This window comes from Streptomyces sp. BJ20 (assembly GCF_022869105.1).
GTDB lineage: Bacteria > Actinomycetota > Actinomycetes > Streptomycetales > Streptomycetaceae > Streptomyces > Streptomyces griseoincarnatus.
Genome location: NZ_CP094918.1, coordinates 508,412 through 528,418 on the forward strand (window position 1 = coordinate 508,412; position 20,007 = coordinate 528,418).

16 protein-coding genes are annotated in these 20,007 nt (G+C 72.8%); 8 read left to right on the forward strand and 8 right to left on the reverse strand.

The genetic code is table 11. The features are described from left to right. The first annotated feature begins 15 nt into the window (after positions 1 to 15). Positions 16 to 714 (forward strand): TetR/AcrR family transcriptional regulator, encoded by a 699-nt coding sequence (locus MTR79_RS02425; protein ID WP_086701609.1) that lies wholly within the window; start codon positions 16 to 18, stop codon positions 712 to 714. 60 nt (positions 715 to 774) lie between these two features. Here MTR79_RS02425 and MTR79_RS02430 read toward each other — a convergent pair whose 3' ends face one another. After that, complete coding sequence (locus MTR79_RS02430; protein WP_244788984.1) at positions 775 to 1,635, reverse strand: MaoC/PaaZ C-terminal domain-containing protein; 861 nt, start codon at positions 1,633 to 1,635, stop codon at positions 775 to 777. A gap of 1 nt (position 1,636) precedes the next feature. Beyond that, positions 1,637 to 2,944 (reverse strand): 3-oxoacyl-ACP reductase, encoded by a 1,308-nt coding sequence (locus MTR79_RS02435; RefSeq protein ID WP_244788986.1) that lies wholly within the window; start codon positions 2,942 to 2,944, stop codon positions 1,637 to 1,639. Between the two features lie 100 nt (positions 2,945 to 3,044). Between MTR79_RS02435 and MTR79_RS02440 the strand changes: the two genes are divergently transcribed. Next, positions 3,045 to 4,331 (forward strand): acetyl-CoA C-acetyltransferase, encoded by a 1,287-nt coding sequence (locus MTR79_RS02440; RefSeq protein WP_048459605.1) that lies wholly within the window; start codon positions 3,045 to 3,047, stop codon positions 4,329 to 4,331. A 241-nt stretch (positions 4,332 to 4,572) separates the two neighbouring features. Continuing rightward, a complete protein-coding gene (locus MTR79_RS02445; RefSeq protein ID WP_086701616.1) occupies positions 4,573 to 6,495 on the forward strand; it encodes an AMP-dependent synthetase/ligase in 1,923 nt (640 codons plus the stop codon). A 7-nt stretch (positions 6,496 to 6,502) separates the two neighbouring features. Here the strand turns inward: MTR79_RS02445 and MTR79_RS02450 are convergent, their stop codons facing one another. Genes MTR79_RS02450 through MTR79_RS02460 form a run of 3 tightly spaced genes read right to left on the reverse strand, consistent with a single transcriptional unit; the run spans position 6,503 to position 8,277 of the window. Further along, positions 6,503 to 7,186: a class I SAM-dependent methyltransferase gene (locus MTR79_RS02450; protein WP_244788988.1), complete on the reverse strand. Its 684-nt coding sequence runs from the start codon at positions 7,184 to 7,186 to the stop codon at positions 6,503 to 6,505. Positions 7,187 to 7,237: 51 nt separating this feature from the next. Next, positions 7,238 to 7,552: an AzlD domain-containing protein gene (locus MTR79_RS02455; protein WP_244788990.1), complete on the reverse strand. Its 315-nt coding sequence runs from the start codon at positions 7,550 to 7,552 to the stop codon at positions 7,238 to 7,240. Further along, a complete protein-coding gene (locus MTR79_RS02460) occupies positions 7,549 to 8,277 on the reverse strand; it encodes an AzlC family ABC transporter permease (protein ID WP_244788992.1) in 729 nt (242 codons plus the stop codon). Before MTR79_RS02460 ends, MTR79_RS02455 begins: the two co-directional genes overlap by 4 nt. Positions 8,278 to 8,345: 68 nt before the next feature. On the opposite strand from MTR79_RS02460, the gene MTR79_RS02465 reads away from it, so the two are divergent. Further along, entirely contained in the window at positions 8,346 to 8,912 is a 567-nt protein-coding gene (locus tag MTR79_RS02465) for an XRE family transcriptional regulator (protein WP_189365514.1), read from the forward strand. Positions 8,913 to 9,171: 259 nt separating this feature from the next. Here MTR79_RS02465 and MTR79_RS02470 read toward each other — a convergent pair whose 3' ends face one another. Beyond that, complete coding sequence (locus MTR79_RS02470; RefSeq protein WP_006133199.1) at positions 9,172 to 9,375, reverse strand: cold-shock protein; 204 nt, start codon at positions 9,373 to 9,375, stop codon at positions 9,172 to 9,174. A gap of 298 nt (positions 9,376 to 9,673) precedes the next feature. On the opposite strand from MTR79_RS02470, the gene MTR79_RS02475 reads away from it, so the two are divergent. Together MTR79_RS02475 and MTR79_RS02480 are read left to right on the forward strand one after the other, a co-directional pair. Then, positions 9,674 to 10,522, forward strand: a complete 849-nt coding sequence (locus MTR79_RS02475; RefSeq protein WP_086702163.1) for a menaquinone biosynthesis protein — start codon at positions 9,674 to 9,676, stop codon at positions 10,520 to 10,522. A gap of 110 nt (positions 10,523 to 10,632) precedes the next feature. Beyond that, on the forward strand, positions 10,633 to 12,558 hold the full coding sequence (locus MTR79_RS02480) for a serine/threonine-protein kinase (protein WP_244788994.1): 1,926 nt from the start codon (positions 10,633 to 10,635) through the stop codon (positions 12,556 to 12,558). Between the two features lie 30 nt (positions 12,559 to 12,588). Here the strand turns inward: MTR79_RS02480 and MTR79_RS02485 are convergent, their stop codons facing one another. Continuing rightward, the gene (locus MTR79_RS02485) at positions 12,589 to 17,292 is read right to left on the reverse strand and encodes an FtsK/SpoIIIE domain-containing protein (RefSeq protein ID WP_244788996.1); all 4,704 of its coding nucleotides are present in this window, start codon (positions 17,290 to 17,292) and stop codon (positions 12,589 to 12,591) included. A 328-nt stretch (positions 17,293 to 17,620) separates the two neighbouring features. Here MTR79_RS02485 and MTR79_RS02490 point away from each other — a divergent pair, with 328 nt between their 5' ends. Next, positions 17,621 to 17,920, forward strand: a complete 300-nt coding sequence (locus MTR79_RS02490) for a WXG100 family type VII secretion target (protein WP_006133193.1) — start codon at positions 17,621 to 17,623, stop codon at positions 17,918 to 17,920. A gap of 452 nt (positions 17,921 to 18,372) precedes the next feature. Further along, on the forward strand, positions 18,373 to 19,197 hold the full coding sequence (locus tag MTR79_RS02495) for a hypothetical protein (protein ID WP_244788998.1): 825 nt from the start codon (positions 18,373 to 18,375) through the stop codon (positions 19,195 to 19,197). A 125-nt stretch (positions 19,198 to 19,322) separates the two neighbouring features. Here MTR79_RS02495 and MTR79_RS02500 read toward each other — a convergent pair whose 3' ends face one another. Then, entirely contained in the window at positions 19,323 to 19,961 is a 639-nt protein-coding gene (locus MTR79_RS02500) for a hypothetical protein (protein WP_244789000.1), read from the reverse strand. Positions 19,962 to 20,007 lie beyond the last annotated feature (46 nt).

A 20,007-nucleotide genomic window follows, 5' to 3' on the forward strand; every position in this document is an offset into this window, starting at 1 on the left:
CGTAGGCTGTGTTCCATGGGTGCCGTGAAGACCAAGCGGATGCCGCGTGCGGTCCGTGAACAGCAGATGCTGGACGCAGCCGTACGGACCTTCGGGAACCGGGGGTACATGGCCGCGTCGATGGACGAGATCGCCGAACTGGCGGGTGTGTCCAAGCCGTTGGTGTATCTGTACCTCAACTCCAAGGAGGACCTGTTCACCGCGTGCATCCGCCGTGAGGCCAGGGCGCTCACCGAGGCGGTGCAAGCGGGGGCCCGGCCGGAGCTGCCGGCGGACCGGCAGCTCTGGTCGGGCCTGACCGCGTTCTTCACGCACACCGCCCGGCACCCCGACGGCTGGGCGGTGCTGCATCTCCAGGCGCGGACCCACGGCGAGGTCTTCGCCGCCGAGGTGGCCGCGATGCGCGCGGAGATCGTCGCGTTCGTGACGCAGCTCATCCTGGCCGCCGCGCGGGAGGCCCACCGCGACCCCGACCTGCGGGAGGCGGAGGTCTCCGGGCTGGCGGAGGCGCTGGTCGGGGCCGCCGAGTCACTCGCCGACTGGGCCAACGCCACTCCCGGTGTGACCGCCCGGCAGGCGGCGACCACGCTGATGAACTTCGCGTGGGCGGGACTCGGCGACCTGATGGCCGGGCGGCACTGGACGCCGCCCGACGACCGCGGGGACGCGGACGCCCCGGCGGCTCGGAACGGGGTCGCCTCGCCGGTGGGGTGACGGCGGCCTTCGGCCCCGCGGCGGACCGGTTCCGTCGGCGGGCGACTGCGGCTGCCGGATCTAGGGCGGGCCGATCTCGCCGGTGAGATGAATGCGGCCGCGGCCGCCGCGGAGGGCGAACCGCCCGTCGTCCGCCGCGTACGTCACCGTGCCGGGCAGCAGCACGGGCGCCCGGAACTCCGCACGGACCTCGGCCGCGTCCGGGACGCCGTGGGCGGCGAGGCAGCGGGCGACGGTCCACATGCCGTGTGCGATGGCGCGCGGGAAACCGAAGAGGCGCGCGGTGAGCGGGTGCAGGTGGATCGGGTTGCGGTCGCCGGACGCGGCGCCGTAGCGGCGGCCCAGGTCACCCGGGAGCTGCCACTCCTCGACGGCGGGCAGCTCGGGGCCCTCCTCAGGTCTCGTCTGCTCCTTCGCGTGGGTGGTCCGGTGCCGGGCCAGGTACGTGCTGCGCGACTCCCACACCAGCTCGTCGCCGGAGCGCAGTTCCGTGACGACGGCCGCCTCGGTGCCGCGCCGGTGCGGGGCCAGTCCGTCGACGTGCACGGCGAGGTCGTAGAAGGCGGCGGACGGGGTGGCGCGGTGCCGGGTGACGGAGATCGACGTGTGCACGAGCCCGAGCAGCGGCAGCGGGAAGTCCCGGGCGCTCATCAGCCGCATCGCCAGCGGGAAGCCCAGCACGTGCGGATAGGTCAGCGGCAGCGTGTCCGCGGCGGCGGGGAAGCCGCACACCGTCGCGTACGCGGCCAGCCTGGCCGGGTCGGGGCGCAGGCCGGGCAGCACCAGCCGGGTGCGGGGGTGCGCGGCGGCCGGGTCCGGGCGGCGGAACGGCGACAGGGCCGCGCCGCGGGCGAGCAGCGGGGCGAGGGATGGGGAGCGCGTGAGGACGGACTCGGCCCGCTCCGGCGGGGTCGGCGCCATGTCAGGCCCCCAGCAGGCTCTGGCCGCAGACGCGCACGACCTGGCCGTTGACCGCACCCGAGCCGGGGTGGGCGAACCAGGCGGTGGTCTCGGCGACGTCGACGGGCAGACCGCCCTGCGCGAGGGAGTTCATCCGGCGTCCGGCCTCCCGGATGAACAGGGGGACGGCGGCCGTCATCTTCGTCTCGATGAAGCCGGGCGCGACCGCGTTCACCGTCACCCCGTGCCCGGCGAGCGCGCGGGGCGCGAGGGCGCGGACGAAGCCGGTGACACCGGCCTTGCTCGCGCCGTAGTTGGTCTGTCCGGCGTTGCCGGCGATGCCCGCGATGGAGGCGGTGGCGACGATCCGGCCGTCGCGGCGCAGCGCCCCGGCCTCCAGGAGCGCGTCGGTGGTGCGCAGCACGCTGCCGAGGTTCACGTCCAGCACCGAACTCCAGCGGTCCTTCGCCATGTTGACCAGGCGGCGGTCCCGGGTGATGCCCGCGTTGTGGACGAGGACGTCCAGTCCGCCGGGGAGCGCCTCGGCGATCCGGGCGCCCGCGTCGGCGGCGGTCATGTCGAGCAGCAGCACGCTCCCGCCGATCCGCTCGGCCACCCGGCGGGCGTCCTCCTCGGCCTGTGGCACGTCGAGGACGACCACCTCGGCGCCGTCCCGGGCCAGGGCCGCGGCGACGGCCTCGCCGATGCCCCGCGCGGCGCCGGTGACCAGGGCGGTACGGCCGGTCAGGGGGCGGTCGGCGTCCTCGGGGGAGGGGCTCTCCTCGTCGCCGACGGCGATCACCTGGCCGCTGACATAGGCGGACTTGGGGGAGAGCAGGAAGCGCAGGGTGGACTCGGCGGCGGTGGCGTCGGTGAGGCGGACGAGATTGACGGTCCTGCCGCCGCCGGTCTCCTTGCCGAGGGAGCGGGTGAAGCCCTCCAGCGCCTGCTGGGCGGCGGCCTGGTGGTGGTCGGCCGAGTCGAGCGGGGCGCCGAGCACGACGATCCGGCCGCTCTCGGCGACGGACCGGACGACGGGGTGCAGGGCGGCGTGCACCTCGTCGAGGTCCTCGACGGTGCGCACCCCGGTGGCGTCCAGGACGACCGCGGCGGGCTTCCCTGCTGCCTCGTCCGTGGGGAGTCCGGTGCGGGCGAGGACGGGCGCGAGGTCGAGGCGGGAGGCGCCCGCGGTGAGGTGGAGCAACTCGCCGTCCAGCGCCGGACGCTCCGCCGACCAGCGGCGCAGCGGGGCGGGCCGGGGCAGTCCCAGGCGGCGCGTGAGGAAGCGGCCCGGCGCGGTGCCGGTGAAGCTCAGATAGCGGTCGGCCATCGGGGACTCCCAGGTGTGCGTGCGAGGGGCTCACTCAGTGCTTACTCTGGAGTAAGGTTACTGGAGGTAAGCCTATGTCACGGTTGAGGAGCAGGTCGAGATGAGCACCCTGGAGCCGGCCGCCGTGCGGCGCGTCGCGGTCATCGGCGGCAGCCGCGTCCCGTTCGCCCGCTCCGACGGGCCCTACGCCACCGCCTCCAACCAGGAGATGCTCACCGCCGCCCTGGACGGCCTCGTCGACCGGTACGGACTCGAACGGCCGGGCGCGGTGGGCGAGTTCGTGGCCGGCGCGGTCCTCAAGCACAGCCGCGACTTCAACCTCGCCCGGGAGACCGTCCTCGGCTCCCGCCTCGACGCGCGCACCCCCGCCTACGACATCCAGCAGGCCTGCGGCACCGGACTCCAGGCGGTCGTCGCCGCCGCCAACAAGATCGCCCTCGGCCAGACCGAGGCCGCGGTCGCCGGCGGCTCCGACACCGCGAGCGACGCGCCCCTCGGCGTCAACGACGACCTGCGCAAGCTGCTCCTCGAGGCGCGCCGCGCCACGTCCCTCGGCGCCCGGCTCAAGGCGCTCGCCAAGGTGCGCCCCGGCCACCTCGTCCCCGACGTCCCGCGCAACGCCGAGCCGCGCACCGGTCTTTCCATGGGCGAGCACGCCGCCGTCACCGCCCGCGCATGGGGTGTCACCCGCGAGGCCCAGGACGAACTCGCCGCCACCAGCCACCAGCGGCTCGCCGCCGCCTACGAACGGGGCTTCTTCCAGGACCTGGTGGTGCCCTTCCGCGGCCTGGCACGCGACCAGAACCTGCGCCCCGGTTCGACGGTGGAGAAACTCGCCACGCTCAAGCCGGTGTTCGGCGTCGACGGGCCCGAACCCACCATGACGGCGGGCAACTCCACCCCCCTCACCGACGGCGCCGCCGTCGTGCTGCTGGCGAGCGAGGAGTGGGCCGAGGAGCGCGGCCTCGAACCTCTCGCGTACCTCACCGCGTACGAGACCGCCGCCGTCGACTTCGTGCACGGCGACGTCGCCGACGGCGAGGACGGCCTGCTGATGGCGCCGGCGTACGCGGTCCCGCGGATGCTGGAGCGGGCGGGTCTCGGCCTGGACGACTTCGACCTGGTCGAGGTGCACGAGGCGTTCGCCTCCCAGGTGCTCGCCACCCTGGCGGCCTGGGAGAAGCGCGGCCTGCCGCCCGTCGACCGGGCCCGGCTGAACGTGGCCGGCTCCTCGCTCGCCACCGGTCACCCCTTCGCCGCCACCGGCGCCCGCATCGTGGCGACCCTCGCCAAGCTGCTCGCCGAGCGGGACGCCCCCGGCCGCGGTCTGATCTCGATCTGCGCCGCCGGCGGCCAGGGCGTCACGGCCGTCCTGGAACGGCCCTGAGCGGCGCGGCTCCGGCCCTCTGCCGGGCCGGACCTGAGTGACCCTCACGTAACCCCCGACATTGCACACGCTTGATCCCGCTCCACCCCGGAACCGGCACGAACCCCTCACGCCGGAGCCGTACGATCCCCGCACCGACCGGTGGCGTCCCGAGCTGCGGACGCCCCGGTGAGCGCCTCGGCGTGCGAGGCACGTACGTCATGGCACCCCGCAGTTCGCCTGCACGCCCCAGGAGCCGCCCGTGTCCACTCCTCACCACGACACCGCTCTCGACGCCGACGTCCACGGGGCGCCCGTCCTCGTCCCGCCGGCCACCCGCCGGCTGGACGGGGCCGTCCGCGAGGCGTCGGTCCCGCCGTTCGCGCAGCCGGTGCGGCACGGGTCCCTCGCCGACCTGCCGTTCGAGAACGCGAGCGTCGCGCCCGGCGACGTCGTCCTCAGCCGGAAGACCGGGGACGGCTCCTGGCGCGACGTCACCGCGGAGCGGTTCGCCGCCGAGGTCCTCGCCGCCGCGAAGGGCCTCGTCGCCGAAGGCCTGGCGCCGGGCGACCGCGTCGCGATCATGGCCCGCACCGTCTACGAGTGGACCGTCCTCGACTTCGCCGCCTGGGCCGCCGGCCTGGTCACCGTCCCCGTCTACCCGACCTCGTCCGCCTACCAGGCCCGCTGGATCCTCCAGGACTCCGGCGCCGTCGCCCTGATCACCGAGACCGCCGGCCAGGCCGCCGCCATGGGCCCGGAGCTGCCGCACCTGCCCGATCTGCGGCACGTGTGGGTCATGGAGAAGGGACACGTCGACGCCCTCACGGACGCCGGCGCGCACATACCCGACCACGAGATCGAGGTGCGCCGGGGCATGCTCGGCCCCGACACCCTCGCCACCCTCGTGTACACCTCCGGCACCACCGGCCGCCCCAAGGGCTGCGCCCTCACCCACGGCAACTTCTTCGCCGAGGTGGACAACGCCATCGAGCTGCTCTACCCCGTCTTCCGGGACCGCACGGACGACGAGGCGTCCGTCCTGCTCTTCCTCCCCATGTCCCACGTCTTCGGCCGCATGGTCGCCGTGGCCTGCGTGCGCGCCCGGGTGCGCCTCGGCCACGCGCCCAGCCTGGCCGCCGAGGACCTGCTGCCCGACCTGGCGAGCTTCCGGCCCACCTGCCTGCTCACCATCCCGTACATGCTGGAGAAGGTGTTCAACACCGCCCGCGCCAAGGCCGAGTCGAGCGGCCGGCAGTCGACCTTCGACCGCGCGGCCGCGGTGGCCCGCCGCTACGGCGAGGCCCTGGAGGCCCGGCAGGCCGGCGCCGGCAACGGCCCCTCCCGCTCCCTGAGGACGGCCCGCGCCTTCTACGACCCGCTGGTCTACCGAAAAATCCGCAACGCCATGGGCGGCAGGGTCCGCTACGCCATCTGCGGCGGCTCCCCCCTGGGCCGCAGCCTCGCCGCCTTCTTCGCCGGGACCGGCATCGAGATCTTCGAGGGTTACGGCCTCACCGAGACCACCGGCGCCTCGACCGTCACACCCCCGCTGAAGCCCCGCCTGGGCACCGTCGGCTGGCCCCTGCCCGGCACGAAGATCCGGATCGCGGCGGACGGCGAGGTCCTGGTCTCCGGCGAGCACGTGCTGCGCGGCTACTGGGACCCGCAGGCGGGCGGCGTCGTGCCCGCCACCCGGGACGGCTGGTTCGCCACCGGCGACATCGGCGAGCTGGACGACGAGGGCTACCTGACCATCACCGGCCGCAAGAAGGAGCTGATCATCACCGCGGGCGGCAAGAGCGTCGCCCCCGCCCCGCTGGAGAACTGGCTCCGCTCCCACCCCCTGATCTCCCAGGTGATGATCCTCGGCGACAACCGGCCCTACGTGACCGCCCTGATCACCCTCGACCTCGACGGCACCACCCACTGGCGCCGGATGAACGGCAAGCACCCCGTCCCCGCGAAACTCCTCGTCGACGACGAGGAGCTGCGGACGATCCTGCAGCGCGCCCTCGACGAGGCCAACAAGATGCTGTCCCGTCCGGAGTCCATCCGGCGCTTCGCCGTCCTCCCGGTGGACTTCACCGAGGAGGCCGGCCATCTCACGCCGTCCATGAAGCTGCGCCGCGAGGCGATCCTCAGGGACTTCGCGGACGACGTGGAGGCGCTGTACAGGAGGTAGCCGGCGGTCAGGCCTGCTCCTCACCGGGCACGCGGGCGATCAGGAACGCCTGAGGGGTGGGTTCGCCCTGCCGGGTGTCGGCCTCCCGGACGGTGCGCTGCACCAGGGCGAAACCGGCTTCCTCCAGCAGCTCCGCGACCGGCTCCGGCCGCATCCGCCGGAAGTCGAGGGTGACCGGGTGGCCCCAGGGGCGCACGTGCCGCCGCGGCTCGTCGCCCATCTGGAAGGCGACCAGCAGATGGCCTCCGGGCGCCAGCACCCGGCGGAACTCGGCGTACACGGCGGGCAGGTCCTCCGGCGGGGTGTGGATCGTGGAGTACCAGGACACGAGCCCGGCGAGGGAGCCGTCGGACAGGTCCAGGGCGAACATCGAGCCCTGCTCGAAGCGCAGCCCCGGGTTCTCCCGGCGGGCGATCGCCAGCATCGACTCCGACAGGTCCACACCGTGGACGTCCAGACCGCGCGAGGCGAGGAAGCCGGTCACACGGCCGGGACCGCATCCCACGTCGGCCACCGGCGCGCCCTCGCCGACCAGCTCGGCGAACCCGGCCAGCAGGGCCCGGTCCAGGGGCGAGGCGGCGTGGAGGTCCCGAAACGTCTCGGCGTAGTCCTCGGCGATCGCGTCGTAGAAGGCGCGGGTGGCGCGGACGTGCTCCGGCTGGTCGGCGTGCGCGGGTCGGCTCGTGGTCATGGGCGGGACGCTACCGGCGGCCACTGACAGTCCCTCAGCGCCCCCGGGCGGCTACGGCACCCCGGCGCCCCGCAGCGCCGCCGTCGCCGCCGCCGAGCCGAGCACCACCACGACGAACGGTGCCCGGCGCCACGCCAGTACCCCGCCCACGGCGACCCCGGCGGGCCGCGCCCACCCGGCGAACTCCCCGCCCTCGGTCAGCGCACCCGTCGCCAGCAGCGCCACCAGCAGCACCACGGCCCCGGCCGACAACAGCACCCGCACCCGGTCCGGCAGCTCCACCCGCCCGTGCAGCACGGGCCCCACCAGCCGGAAGGCGTACGTCCCCACCGCCAGCGCCAGCACCATCAGGGCCGTCCCGCTCACGACCGCGGCCCCTTCCGCCGTCCGGGCACGCCTCCGTGCAGTGCCAGACCCGCGAGCGCGGCCAGCACGGGCACGCCCGCCGGCACGGCCGGGGTGAGCGCCAGGGCGAGCACGGCCCCCGCGAGGGCTGCGCGACGGACACCGGCGTCCTCGCGCAGGGCGGGCAGCACCAGGGCGACCAGGACGGCGGGGAAGGCCGCGTCCAGGCCGTAGCGGCCGGTGTCGCCCAGCGCGCCGCCGGCCAGCGCTCCCGCGGCCACGCACACGTTCCACACCGTGAACAGCCCGATGCCCGAGACCCAGAAGGCGGCACGGCGCCGGGCCGGGTCCTGCTGGGCGAGGGTGAAGGCCACGGTCTCGTCGGTCACCAGATGGGCGCCGACCAGACGGGCGAGCCGCGTCCGCCCGATGTGCTCGGCGACCGCCAGGCTGAACGCGGCCGTGCGGGTGTTGAGCAGCAGCCCCGTGGCGGCCGCCGCGACCGGTCCGCCGCCCGCGAGGAGCACGCCGACCGCGCTGAACTGGGCGGAGCCCGCGTACACCACCAGCGACATCACCACAGGCACCCACACGGGCAGGCCCCCGGCGACCGCGATGGCCCCGAACGACACGCCGACGACGCCTCCGGCGAGACACACCAGGGAGACGTCCCGGAGCAGCCCGGCGTCGACGGCCGACGGAGCCGGACCGTGTCGGGGTGAGGGTGTTCGCTGTACCGAACGCATGTTTTCTACAATGAACAGACATCCCCGCGTTCGTCAAGCCGAACGAAGTGACTGATGGAGCGAACGACATGACCGACGGCACGCCGTCCCGCCTGCCCCTCGACTGGATCGCCGCGGCCCTGCGCCGCGAGCGCACCCGCACCGGCCTCTCCCTCTCGGAGCTGGCCAAACGCGCCGGGATCGCCAAGTCCACGCTGTCCCAGCTGGAGGCAGCCGGAGGCAACCCGAGCATGGAGACGCTGTGGGCGCTGGCGGTGGCGCTCGGGGTGCCGTTCAGCGCGCTGGTGGAGCCGCCGGCGCCCATGGTCCAGGTGATCAGGGCGGGGGAGGGGCCGTCCGTGGGCTCGGACCGGTCCAGCTATGTCGCCACCCTGCTGTCCGCGAGCCCGCCCGGGGCGCGGCGCGACATCTACGCGGTGGATCTCGAGCCGGGGACGGTGCGCGACTCGGACCCGCACATTCCGGGGACGGTGGAGCACGTCGTGGTGAGCGCGGGGCGGGTGACGGCGGGTCCCACGGGCGAGCAGGTCGAACTCGGCGTGGGGGACTACATGGCGTATCGCGGGGATGTGCCGCACCGCTATGAGGCGCTGGAGCCCGGCACGAAATTCGTGCTGATCATGCAGCACGTCTGAGAGGAGAGGGGGGCGTGCGGGGTCGCGCGGGGGGCCCGAGAGTCGGTGAATTCGGCCCGGAATCGGGCAGGGGCCGGGGCGATCGCCGGGATGATCCCGTTCGGGGCGGGGGAGCCGTTCGGAGGGAATTCACCGGGAATTCTCCGGGTGCTCCTGTGGGTCGCCCCGGCCGCCCCGGAGAAAAGGCAGGAGCCCCGTTCGCCTCGCGGCGTGGGGCTCCTTGGGTACTGCTAGTCGTTCCCGGATCGGAGGATCAGGGTCAGGCCGGGGTGACGTTCTCCGCCTGCGGGCCCTTCGGGCCCTGCGTGACGTCGAAGGTGACCTGCTGGTTCTCCTCGAGGGACCGGAAGCCGGTCGCGTTGATCGCGGAGTAGTGGACGAAGACGTCGGGGCCGCCGCCCTCCTGGGCGATGAATCCGAAGCCCTTTTCGGCGTTGAACCACTTCACGGTTCCGGTAGCCATAAGCCCTCCTTGGGCTCAAAGGGTTGCCCTGCTCCAGAACCAGCAAGTGTGAAGACAATTCCGCACAACTGCATCCGTCTGAGAACGACGAGAGCCCGCGGTCACATGCTCCGCAGGCTCTGTACTGCAAGGGAAACCAAACTGCAACTTGCGATGAGCCTAGCACGCGGCGGCCCGTTCGCAATAGAGGTCAAGATCACGTCACCCGAATGTTTCAACGCCCCGTTCGTCACGCGCGTGCGTTCGAACCGGTGGGGGCGACCGCTGTCCCGCCCGGCGCAAGGTCTAGCCTCACGATGTGGACAATCCTCGCACCCGGCCGCGCGTCGGCCACATCCAGTTCCTGAACTGCCTGCCCCTCTACTGGGGGCTTGCGAGAACGGGCACGCTCCTCGACTTCGAGCTGACGAAGGACACCCCCGAGAAGCTCAGCGAGCAGCTGGTGCAGGGCGACCTCGACATCGGGCCCATCACCCTGGTCGAGTACCTCAAGCACGCGGACCAGCTCGTCGCCTTCCCCGACATCGCCGTCGGCTGCGACGGCCCGGTGATGTCCTGCGTGATCGTCTCGCAGGTCCCGCTGGACCGGCTGGACGGGGCGCGGGTCGCCCTCGGGTCGACCTCCCGCACCTCCGTACGGCTCGCCCAGCTCCTCCTCGCCGAGCGGTACGGCGTGCGGCCGGACTACTACACGTGCCCGCCCGACCTGAGCCTGATGATGCAGGAGGCGGAGGCGGCCGTCCTGATCGGCGACGCGGCCCTGCGCGCCAACATGGTCGACGGCCCGCGCTTCGGCCTCGAGGTGCACGACCTGGGCGCCCTGTGGAAGCAGTGGACGGGCCTGCCCTTCGTCTTCGCCGTCTGGGCGGCCCGCAAGGAGTACGCGGAGCGTGAGCCCGTGCTCACCCGCAAGGTGCACGAGGCCTTCCTCGCCTCCCGCAACCTCTCCCTGGAAGAGGTCGACAAGGTGGCCGAGCAGGCGGCCCGCTGGGAGGCCTTCGACGAGCGGACCCTGGCCCAGTACTTCACCACCCTCGACTTCCGCTTCGGGGCCCCGCAGCTGGAGGCGGTCGCGGAGTTCGCCCGCAGGGTGGGGCCGACGACGGGGTTCGCCCCGGACGTGAAGGTGGACCTGCTGACGCCGTAGCGCACGGGGGCGGGCCGGACGGCCGCACGAAGCCCGGCGCCCCGCCCGGTCCGGCCACTACGCTGCTGGATGGCAACGGCGTACCGGTGCGACGGGGGAGGGGTGGCGCCATGCGGCCGCTCGACACGGACGAACCCACGGTCGTGGGGCCGTACCGGCTGCTCGGCCGGCTCGGTTCGGGCGGCATGGGCCGGGTCTACCTGGGCCGCAGCGCGGGAGGCCGGACGGTCGCGGTGAAGATCGTGCACCCCCACTTCGCGCTCGACGAGGAGTTCCGCGCCAGGTTCCGGCGCGAGGTCGACGCGGCCCGCCGGGTCGGCGGCGCCTGGACGGCGCCCGTGCTGGACGCCGACCCCGACGCCCGCGTCCCCTGGGTCGCCACCGCCTACGCGGCCGGCCCCTCCCTCACGGCCGCCGTCACCGAGCTGGGCCCCCTGCCCGAACACACCGTGCGCACGCTGGGCGCGGGCCTCGCCGAGGCGCTGGCGGCGGTGCACGGGCTGGGCCTGGTGCACCGGGACGTGAAGCCGTCCAACGTGCTCCTCACCCTCGACGGGCCCCTGCTGATCGACTTCGGTATCGCGCGCGCCATCGGGGGCACCTCCCGGACGAAGTCCGGGGAAAGTACGGCGTCCCTGACCTCGACCGGCGTGTCGATCGGCTCCCCCGGCTACATGTCGCCCGAGCAGATCCTCGGCAAGGGCGTGACCGGTGCGGCGGACGTCTTCTCCCTCGGCGCGGTCCTCGCGTACGCGGCGACCGGCGCGCCGCCCTTCCCTGGCGACTCCTCGGCCGCGCTGCTCTACCGCGTGGTGCACGAGCCGCCCGAGCTCGACGGGCTGACCGGCGATCTGCGCGAGGTGACCGAGGCGTGCCTCGACAAGGACCCCTCCGCCCGCCCGTCCCCGGCCGGCATCACCGGCCGCCTCGCCCCCGAGGGCGGCGCCGCCCGCCTGGTGTCGGGCGGCTGGCTGCCGGGCGCCCTGGTGGAACAGGTGAGCCGCGCCGCGGTGAACCTGCTGAACCTGGAGACGACCGGAGGAGGACCGGCGGGCGGCGCGGCCTCGGGACCGGTGGGCTTCAGCAGCCCCTCGGTGGGGGAGGGGACGAACCGGGGCGGACGGCCGGGGTGGGGGCCCGCCGGGGCTGTGGGGACCGGCCCCGCGTCCTCCGGGCCGTCGGCGGACGGGTTCGCGCCCGTCTCCGCACCGCCGGGCACCGGTCCGGGCCCGTCCGGGGCGGTCGGCGGTGGCGGTGGGTTCGGGCCCGCCTCCGGACCGTCGGCCACCGCTGCGGGCCCTTCCGGGGCGGTCGGCGGTGGGTTCGGGCCGCCGCCCGTCATGCCGTCGCCGGGCGGTGAGCCGGTCGGCACGGCCGTACCGGCACCCCGGGACGCCACCGGGGCGTCCGCGCCGCATCCGCCGACGGAACCGGGGAACGGGGGCGGCTCCGCGCCGGGCCGGCTGTCCCTCTCCGTCTCCGCGGCCTCGACGCCCGGCACCGGAGGACGGGGCCGGCGGGTCAGCTGCACGGTGGCCCTGGCGGTGGCGGGCGCGCTGGCCGCGGTGACCGTCGGCTCGGCGTTCGTGTTCGACCTGCTGCCGGGCTCCCCGGGGGGCGCGGGAGCCGACCAGGGCCCGAGCGGCGCACGGCCCTCACCTTCCGCCTCCGCGTCCTCCGCCACCGTGCCCGCCGCCTACGTCGGCACGTGGGAGGGGCAGGCCAGCTCCCGCGAGAGCATCACCATCCCGCTCGGCACGTTCCGCGTCACCCTCAGGGAGGCGCGGGTCGGCGAGCGGGTCGGCACCCTGCGGCACACGGACATCTTCGGCGGCGTCTGCGACGACGTGCTGACCCTCAAGGAGGTCACCGCCCGGCGTATCGTCACGACGTCCGTGGGCGCGCCCACCAACCGCGACGTGTGCAACCAGGCCCGCCACACCGTCCTGCTCACCCCGGTCGGCGACGACCTGGTCTACGAGTCGGACAGCAAGGACTCGGGACGGCCGAAGGCCCGGCTCTCGAAGATCAAGTAGCCGGGCCTCCTGGTCACGCGCGGGAGTCGCTCACCCCGGGACGACGACCGTGCGCAGCTCGCCGTCGCCGAGGTGCAGCATGCCCTTGCCCGGGGCGATCTGGCCGCCGACCATTCCCCGGGACAGCCGGACGCCGATGAGGTCTCCGCTGGAGGACTCCTGCGGGGAGAGCAGGATGCCCCGCCGGGCCTTCTTCGCGTCGACCTGCCAGCCGGAGAAGCCGCTGCACACGTCCTCCTCGTCACCGGCGATGACGAGGGCGAGGCCACGCTCCGCGCCGCGCGAGACCAGCTTCTTCAGCTGGCTCTCGGCGTCGCAGTCCTCGAGGATCTCGCCGTCGTCGACGAGTACGGCGATCGGCTCCTCCAGGGACGCCTCGTCGACGAGCTCCTCGAACTCGTCCTCGTCGATGTCGTCGCCGGTGAAGACCTTCAGCACGCCCTCCGTGCCGTCCAGCTGCCTCAGCGGCGACTGGCGGGGAGCGGCGATCACCAGCCGCGTCCCCTGCGTGAGGAACGACTGGGCGAAGTTCATCAGCACCGTCGAGCGGCCCGACTTCGCCGGACCCGCGATCACGAACGCCGGTACGCCGTCGGCGAGATCGGGGCCGAAGCCGACGATCTCGTCGCCGCCGATGCCGGCCAGACCGAACAGCTTCGACCGCGACACGCCCGGGTCGCGCATCTCCCACGCCTCGGGGAAGGAGATCCGGCTCGGCAGGCTGTCCACCCGGAACGGCCGTCGCGCACGCGGTACTTCGGCGTCACGGGCGGCCGCCGCCTCGCCGATCGCGGTGAGTGCGGCCGCCTGCCCCTGACCCGTGGTGTCCTCGGCCAGCAGCGCGAACTGCGTCTCCGTGCCGGACTCGTTGCGGAAGGCGCGGCCCGGCGGGATCTCCTCCGGCACCTTGCGGGTGGGGATGCCCAGCGAGGAGAAGTCGCTGCGGTCGGCGAGCCGCAGACCGTACTTGTCCTCGGTGAGGCTCGCGATCCGGCCCACCAGCAGCGTCCGGTCGCCCGTCAGCACCAGGTGGATGCCGACGCTCGCGCCCTCCCGCATCATCGTCTGCAGCTCGTCGGTCAGCGAACCGTGGTCGATCTCGCCGAGCGTGGGCACCCAGCCCTCCCAGCGGTCCAGCAGCACCACGATGTGCGGCAGCCGCTCGTCCTCGGCGGACGCCGCCCGCTGCTCGCCGATGTCCGCGAAGCCGGCGTCCGCCAACAAGTCCTGACGGCGGGAGAGTTCGCCCTTGAGCCGGTTGACGAGCCGGACCACCCGCTCGGTCTGGTTACGGCCGACGACCGCGCCGCAGTGCGGGAGCCGGGTCAGCGCGTTGAGGGCGCCGTTGCCGCAGTCGATGCCGTACAGATGCACGTCCGCCACGGAGTGGGTGCGGGCCAGGGAGCCCGCGAGGGTGCGCAGCACCTGCGACCGGCCGCTGCGGGGGGCGCCGCCGATCATCAGATGGCCGAACGAGGAGAAGTCGACGACGACCGGACGGCGGGCCTGGTCGGACGGCAGGTCCTCGACACCGAACGGCGCCGGCGGCAGTGTGCCCGGCGCGGGCGCGTACGACGGCACCTCGATGTCGTCCAGCAGCAGCGTCTCGTCCAGCGCGGGCAGCCACGGGCTGTGCTGCGCGGGGATGCCGAGCGCGGCGTTGGCGTCGCGCACCGCGTCGACCAGCACCTTCAGATCGGTGATCTCCTCGTCCTCACGCGCCTCGGACTTCGGCTTGGTGAGCGCCGCCCGGCCCAGGTCCTCCCAGGTGAGCGGCCCCACCCACGGTGCGAGCGCGGCCGGGTCCGCGGCGCCGGGCCGCCGCCCGCCGACGCGGCCCGACTGGAACGGCACCAGCGAGGCGTGCCCCAGCCGGGCGTAGGCGCGGCCGGGAGTGCTCTTGGAGATGTGACCGGCCTCGGGCGAGTCGATGACGTCCGTCGACTCACCGGCGTCCGTCACACGCAACGCGATACGCAGGTTGGTGTTGGCGCGGATCTCGGGGGAGACGACACCGCTCGGCCGCTGCGTGGCGAGCAGCAGGTGGATGCCGAGGGACCGGCCTCGCTGGGCGATGTTCACCAGACCGGTGACGAAGTCCGGCAGGTCGCGCACCATCGAGGCGAACTCGTCGATCACGATGAGCAGCCGCGGCACCGGCGGGTGCGACGGGTCGCGGCGCACCAGGTCCTGGTAGTCCTCGATGTCCTTTGCGTCGGCGGCGGCCAGGATGTGCTCGCGCCGCTTCAGCTCCGCACCCAGCGACTCCAGCGCGCGCTCCACGAGATGCGCGTCGAGGTCGGTCACCATGCCGACGGTGTGCGGGAGTTTGACGCAGTCCTTGAACGCCGAGCCGCCCTTGTAGTCGACGAGCACGAACGTCATGTTCTCGGGGGTGTTGGCGACCGCCAGCGCCGCCACGATCGTCTGGAGCAGCTCCGACTTGCCGGAACCGGTCGTACCGGCGATCAGGCCGTGCGGGCCGTCCTTGCGCATGTCGATACCGAACGGCCCGTCGTACGACTCGCCGATCACCGCGAGCGTCGACTGTCCGCCCATCCGCCACCGCGCCGTGATCGCGTCGCTCGTCGGCGGCTCCAGCTGCAGCACGTCCAGGAGGCGGCTGGACCCGGGCAGCGCCGAGTCCTCGGTCTCCCCGCTGATGTCCCGCAGCGGCGACAGGGAACGCGCCAGCCGCAGACACCAGGCGGGCGACACGAAGTCCGGCCGTACGTCCTTGATGCGCTCGGCGCCTGCCTCCTCCACGCGCAGCCGCAGCTTGTCCGGCGCCTGCTGGGCGCCGCGGCCGTGCTCCGGGGCGTTGCTGTGCCACGCCTGGAAGGAGGGGAAACCGCCCGCCACGGCCGGCTGCGCCGCGCGGTCCGTCTGCTGTCGCTCCTGCTCCTCGGCGTGCGGCTCCGCGACGACGAACGCCTGGCACTCGCCGGGCAGGAACCGTTCCTCGGCGTCCAGGCAGATCGCGTACATCGACACCGAGGGGCCCTCGCGCAGCAGCCGCACCACACCGGGCAGCGACCGCAGCCGCCGCGAGCCGTCCCACACGACCACGATGTCCGGGTCGCTGAACGTCGTGCCCTGGGAGCGGTTCTGCTCGGCGGCCTTCTTGCGGGCGTCGAGGATCTGCGTCAGTTCGCCGATGCGGGCACCGACCGTCTCCGCGTCGGTGCCTATGAGGACGTTCACGTCCTGACCGCCGGAGGGGCGGGCGTGCGGCAGCCAGCGCACCCAGTCCCAGGCATCCTGCGCGGAGTTCTCACTCAGCACGTAGAACTGCACGTCCATCGGGCTGTGCAGCGCGGCGGTCTGCCCGACGGCCCACCGTCCCAGCGCGCGCGCCGAGTCGCCGGGGCCGGCCACGCCGATGACGCCGAGCCCGCGCAGGTTCAGCGCGACCGGGGCGTCCTCGATCTTCCAGGTGACCTGGCGCCGGTGGTCGTCCTGCTCGGGGTCGTCGAGCACCACCTCGGACGGCATCTGCCCCGTGCCGAACCGCAGCAGCAGATGGTCGCGGTCGGTACGGCGCCGCTCCCACAGCCGGGTGCGCGGCCCGGTGCCCATGGCCAGCACGGACGCCGGGTCGGGGATGGCGTGCCGCCGGTCGTCGCGCTCGGCGACGAGCGCCTCCTGGGCGTCCTTCTCGATCCGGGCCTTCTGCTCCTCGTACTCCTTGACCTGCTTCGTGTGGGACTTGCGGCCGTGCTTCTTGTCGTTGAAGTAGTTGGCGAAGAGGAGGATCGGGCTGAGCGCCGCCATGATCAGGTAGTACCAGCGCTGGAAGATCGCCACCATGACGACCGACCCGACCAGCGGCGTCAGCGCCATGATCCAGGGCAGGGGGCGGGCCTCGTAGTCACGCGGCTTGGAGGGCAGCCGGAAGCTGGTCTGCCGCTCGGGCCGGCGCAGCCGGGGCGGCCGGTTGTAGTCGAGTCCGACGCCGTCGTCCGACCACTTGAGGGCGGCGTTGGGAGGGGAATAGCGGGCGAGTTCGAGAAGACTGTTCCCGACGGCGATCTGCCCGCCGAGCGGCCAGTCGAACCGACCGCCCCGCGTGGGCCCCTGCCTGCCGCCGTCCTCCTTCTTCTTTTTCTTCTTCTTTTTCCTGCGCTTCTTCTTGGAGGAGCCGTCGGCTTCGCCGTCACCGGCTTCGGCGCGGCGCTTCTCCTCGTCCCGGCGCTCCTGGGCGTCGGCGACGGGCTCGCCGTCGAGGGTGACGGAGTCGTGCTCGCCGTGCACGACGACCTGGCAGGTCCCGTCGGTGGCGACGGAAAGGGTCAGCGCGCGGGCCTCGACCTCGGGGTCGTCGACGCGGACGTACGAGGCGTTGCCGCTGCCGATGTCGTAGCGTCCGACGCCGAGCCGGTGCACGAAGCCGGCGGCGGGCCCGCCGACGACGCGCAGCTCGACGAGGCCGGTGGGCTCGCCCGGCAGACAACCGGAGGGGTCCTGGAGGGACACGACGGCGCCGTCGCGCAGGGGAGAGCCGACGACGGTCGCGGAGGGGTCGACGGCGTACCCGTCGACGTACACCATCGGCGCGTTCCCGGCAGGCGTCTGCCCTTGGTGTCCGATGGGGATGACCTGGGCGCCGGCGTGCCCGACCTGCGCGGCCAGCTCACGCGCGACGTCCCCCACGGTCGACTCGAAATCGGCATCGAGTACGACATCGGCGGAGTCCCCGCCGTACGGATCGACGACGGTCAGAGTCAGGCGCACGCTTGTCCTCCCCAGGCCCTGCGGCCGCTTCCACCCCGCGGTGCACAGTCCCGCCGACGATATCGGCTCGGCCCGCCCGTGAGGCAGTCGGGGAGCGGCCCCGCGTTCCCGGCAGCAACGGAGTCCACAGCTTGTGACCGTTGCCTTCACAAGGTGGGGATGTGGCGGCGCAGTTCACCCCCGTAAGCTTCTGCCGCAAGAGCGGACGATCACACCGGCGGGCCCCGGAGGCCCCTGAGCCGCAGGGGCCGCGACGGCAGGCCGGTAGTTCCGCAAACGAGGGAGCCACGGGGGTTGGCCCTGCGGCGTTGCGAGAGGGAGCGGCTTCATGGCCAAAGACCTTGACATCACATATCAGGACATGCGGGAAGCTGCCAAGCATGTCGTGAAGGAGAAGGAAAAGCTTCAGGAGAAGCTGGACGGCCTCCGCAAGTACATCAACAACCTCGTCAACTCGGGTTACGTGACGAAGAGTTCCTCGAAGGCCTTCGACGAGAACTTCGACGAGTTCACCAACGGCGCGAAGACCACGCTGGACGGCCTCGACGGCATGGGTGACTACCTCACCATGGCGGCGGACAAGTTCGAGCAGATCGACGACGAGCTGGCGAAGGCGGCGCGGAAGTAACTTCCGGCCGCTGGGTGCGGTTACAGGGCGGTGGGGCGGGCGAGCTGGAACGTCCCGTCCCACCGTTCCGTGCCGTGACACACCCAGCGGGGGCGTGTTGCCGGGCGAGCTGAGGAAGCTGTCCATGCTGCTGTTCACTGGGGCGAGCGTGTACTGAGTTCGCTTCGAGGCCCAAGGTCACCCGCAGGGAACTGCCGGTCGGCCAGGCTGTCGCATTCGTCAGCACCTGGCGATCGACAGATCCTTCGGCAGGGTTGCCGGCGGTCTGCTGGAGACTGTCACGCATGGCGTCCGGCCGACCTGTTCGCAGGCCGTGATGCTGCCGGCGTCCTGTTCGGTGCCCGAGCTGACCGAAGAGATGGAAGAGGTCGTCCGGCGGTATCGCACTGACGGTGGAGTCCTGAGGAACGCTGCAAGCGACCGACGTGCGGCGCGAGGGGAGAGGTGGGCCAATGGGCCGTCGGGTCGGTTGGGCGGTAGGCACCGGCTGCTACGTGCTTGCCGTCATCGCCGGGATGTTCGTCCTGGCGGACGACGCCGGCCTCGCGGTGCAGGTCGCGTTGTGGGTGGCCCATGGGACGCTGCTGTTCCTGGGGCTCAGGAAGTTCGGGGCACGCGAGTCCAGTTCGTATGCAGCCCTCTTCATCGTGATCGTGTCGTCGCTGGCGGTGGGTGTCGCGGGCATGGCCCGAGAGGACCTCACCTTGCAGCAGCGCGGGGAGACGGTGGTCGCCACGGTCGTGGGTGAGCGGCTCGACCCGCCGGAGGGGCGCGAGGGCCGTAACTGGAACTACACGTTGGAACACGAGGACGGTACGCGGGTCCCCGGGCCCGAGATGCGGACGACGTCGGACCTCTACGACGTCGGGCAGACGGTGACCGTCATCGAGGACCCGGAGGCGGACCTCCGGCCGCAGACCCCGGGGCAGGCCGACGCCACCGGGGAAGTCCTCGGCGCCGCGGGGTTCGCGCTCGCCGCGATCGGCTCGGTGGTGTGGATGGCTTGGCGGGGCTCCGTGACCGAGCGGGAGACGGCCGAGGTCGTCGGACAAGCGCGCTTGCGGAGGGAGCAGGAGGAGAAGCTGCGGGAGACGTTGCGTGCGCATTCCGCCGACCGGCGCGGCTACATCACGGTCTCTCCGGGGGACTATCCCGCTCTGACCCACGCCCGGGCCGCCCGGATCGCTTGGGAGGAGGGACTGCGCGCGGAGGCGGCCGGCAACCGGGGGGCGTGGCGCTTCAGCGAAACGGTGATCGAGGAGGTACCCCACAGCTGAGTCGCCGATTCCTTGCCTCAGACGTGGTCGAGGAACCATTCCCGGACCGCGTACTGCCTGGCGTGCGGGCACCGTGTCCGGGCCAGGACCAGCTCACCGCTTGGCATCGCCCTCGGTGGTGCCGGTCATGGAGCCGTCATGGGGAGCCGGAGCGTCCGTGCGAACTCGTCCAATGGCTCCATCGCGGCGGCCACCACTTCCGGATCGTCGTGGTGCCCGCGGAGCAGGACGTCGGGGAGGCCGGGCGCTGTGTGCCAGTGGTATGTCACCGAGGTCATCATGATGGTGCTGTCCGCGGGGTAGGAACGGGTGACCCGAACCCCGTTCTCGCCCAGGTGCGGCGAGGCGAACGGAATGCTGCCGGTTCGCTGCTGCCACTCGGGGATGTCCGGGTGCGGCACCGTTGCCGCGGTGATTCCCTCGCAGGAGGACGCGTCATGGGCCTCGCAGTGGATGCGGGTGGCGTGCATCACCAGGGGCATGTACGTCAGCGGAACGGGGTGGTAGATGAACGCCTCGTCGGCCTGGACCTTGTCTCGAAGCGTGACGATCGTCTGCTCGTAGAATATTTTGTGGAAACGGCGGAGTTTACGGGTGAGTTCAACGTTGTGTGCGGCGGCCAGGTCCTCCAGCGTTGCGTCCAGCCATTTTTTGAAGGTCTTCTTGTCCATCTGGAGCCAGAGGTAGCCCCAAAGGCCCTTGTTGGCATCTGTGTCGACGTGAAGCTCACCGAGGTCGGCGCTCCACAGGGTGCCTTCGGACATGGCAGGTCTCTTTCGTCGGGGGGACTTGGGGGCGCGTGGTCAGCGG

Excerpts from the sequence above, each read along its gene's own strand:
- MTR79_RS02425 (WP_086701609.1), top strand. The coding sequence starts at position 16 with ATGGGTGCCGTGAAGACCAAGCGGATGCCGCGTGCGGTCCGTGAACAG.
- MTR79_RS02430 (WP_244788984.1), bottom strand. The coding sequence starts at position 1,635 with ATGGCGCCGACCCCGCCGGAGCGGGCCGAGTCCGTCCTCACGCGCTCC.
- MTR79_RS02435 (WP_244788986.1), bottom strand. The coding sequence starts at position 2,944 with ATGGCCGACCGCTATCTGAGCTTCACCGGCACCGCGCCGGGCCGCTTC.
- MTR79_RS02440 (WP_048459605.1), top strand. The coding sequence starts at position 3,045 with ATGAGCACCCTGGAGCCGGCCGCCGTGCGGCGCGTCGCGGTCATCGGC.
- MTR79_RS02450 (WP_244788988.1), bottom strand. The coding sequence starts at position 7,186 with ATGACCACGAGCCGACCCGCGCACGCCGACCAGCCGGAGCACGTCCGC.
- MTR79_RS02460 (WP_244788992.1), bottom strand. The coding sequence starts at position 8,277 with ATGCGTTCGGTACAGCGAACACCCTCACCCCGACACGGTCCGGCTCCG.
- MTR79_RS02465 (WP_189365514.1), top strand. The coding sequence starts at position 8,346 with ATGACCGACGGCACGCCGTCCCGCCTGCCCCTCGACTGGATCGCCGCG.
- MTR79_RS02470 (WP_006133199.1), bottom strand. The coding sequence starts at position 9,375 with ATGGCTACCGGAACCGTGAAGTGGTTCAACGCCGAAAAGGGCTTCGGA.
- MTR79_RS02480 (WP_244788994.1), top strand. The coding sequence starts at position 10,633 with ATGCGGCCGCTCGACACGGACGAACCCACGGTCGTGGGGCCGTACCGG.
- MTR79_RS02490 (WP_006133193.1), top strand. The coding sequence starts at position 17,621 with ATGGCCAAAGACCTTGACATCACATATCAGGACATGCGGGAAGCTGCC.
- MTR79_RS02495 (WP_244788998.1), top strand. The coding sequence starts at position 18,373 with ATGGGCCGTCGGGTCGGTTGGGCGGTAGGCACCGGCTGCTACGTGCTT.
- MTR79_RS02500 (WP_244789000.1), bottom strand. The coding sequence starts at position 19,961 with ATGTCCGAAGGCACCCTGTGGAGCGCCGACCTCGGTGAGCTTCACGTC.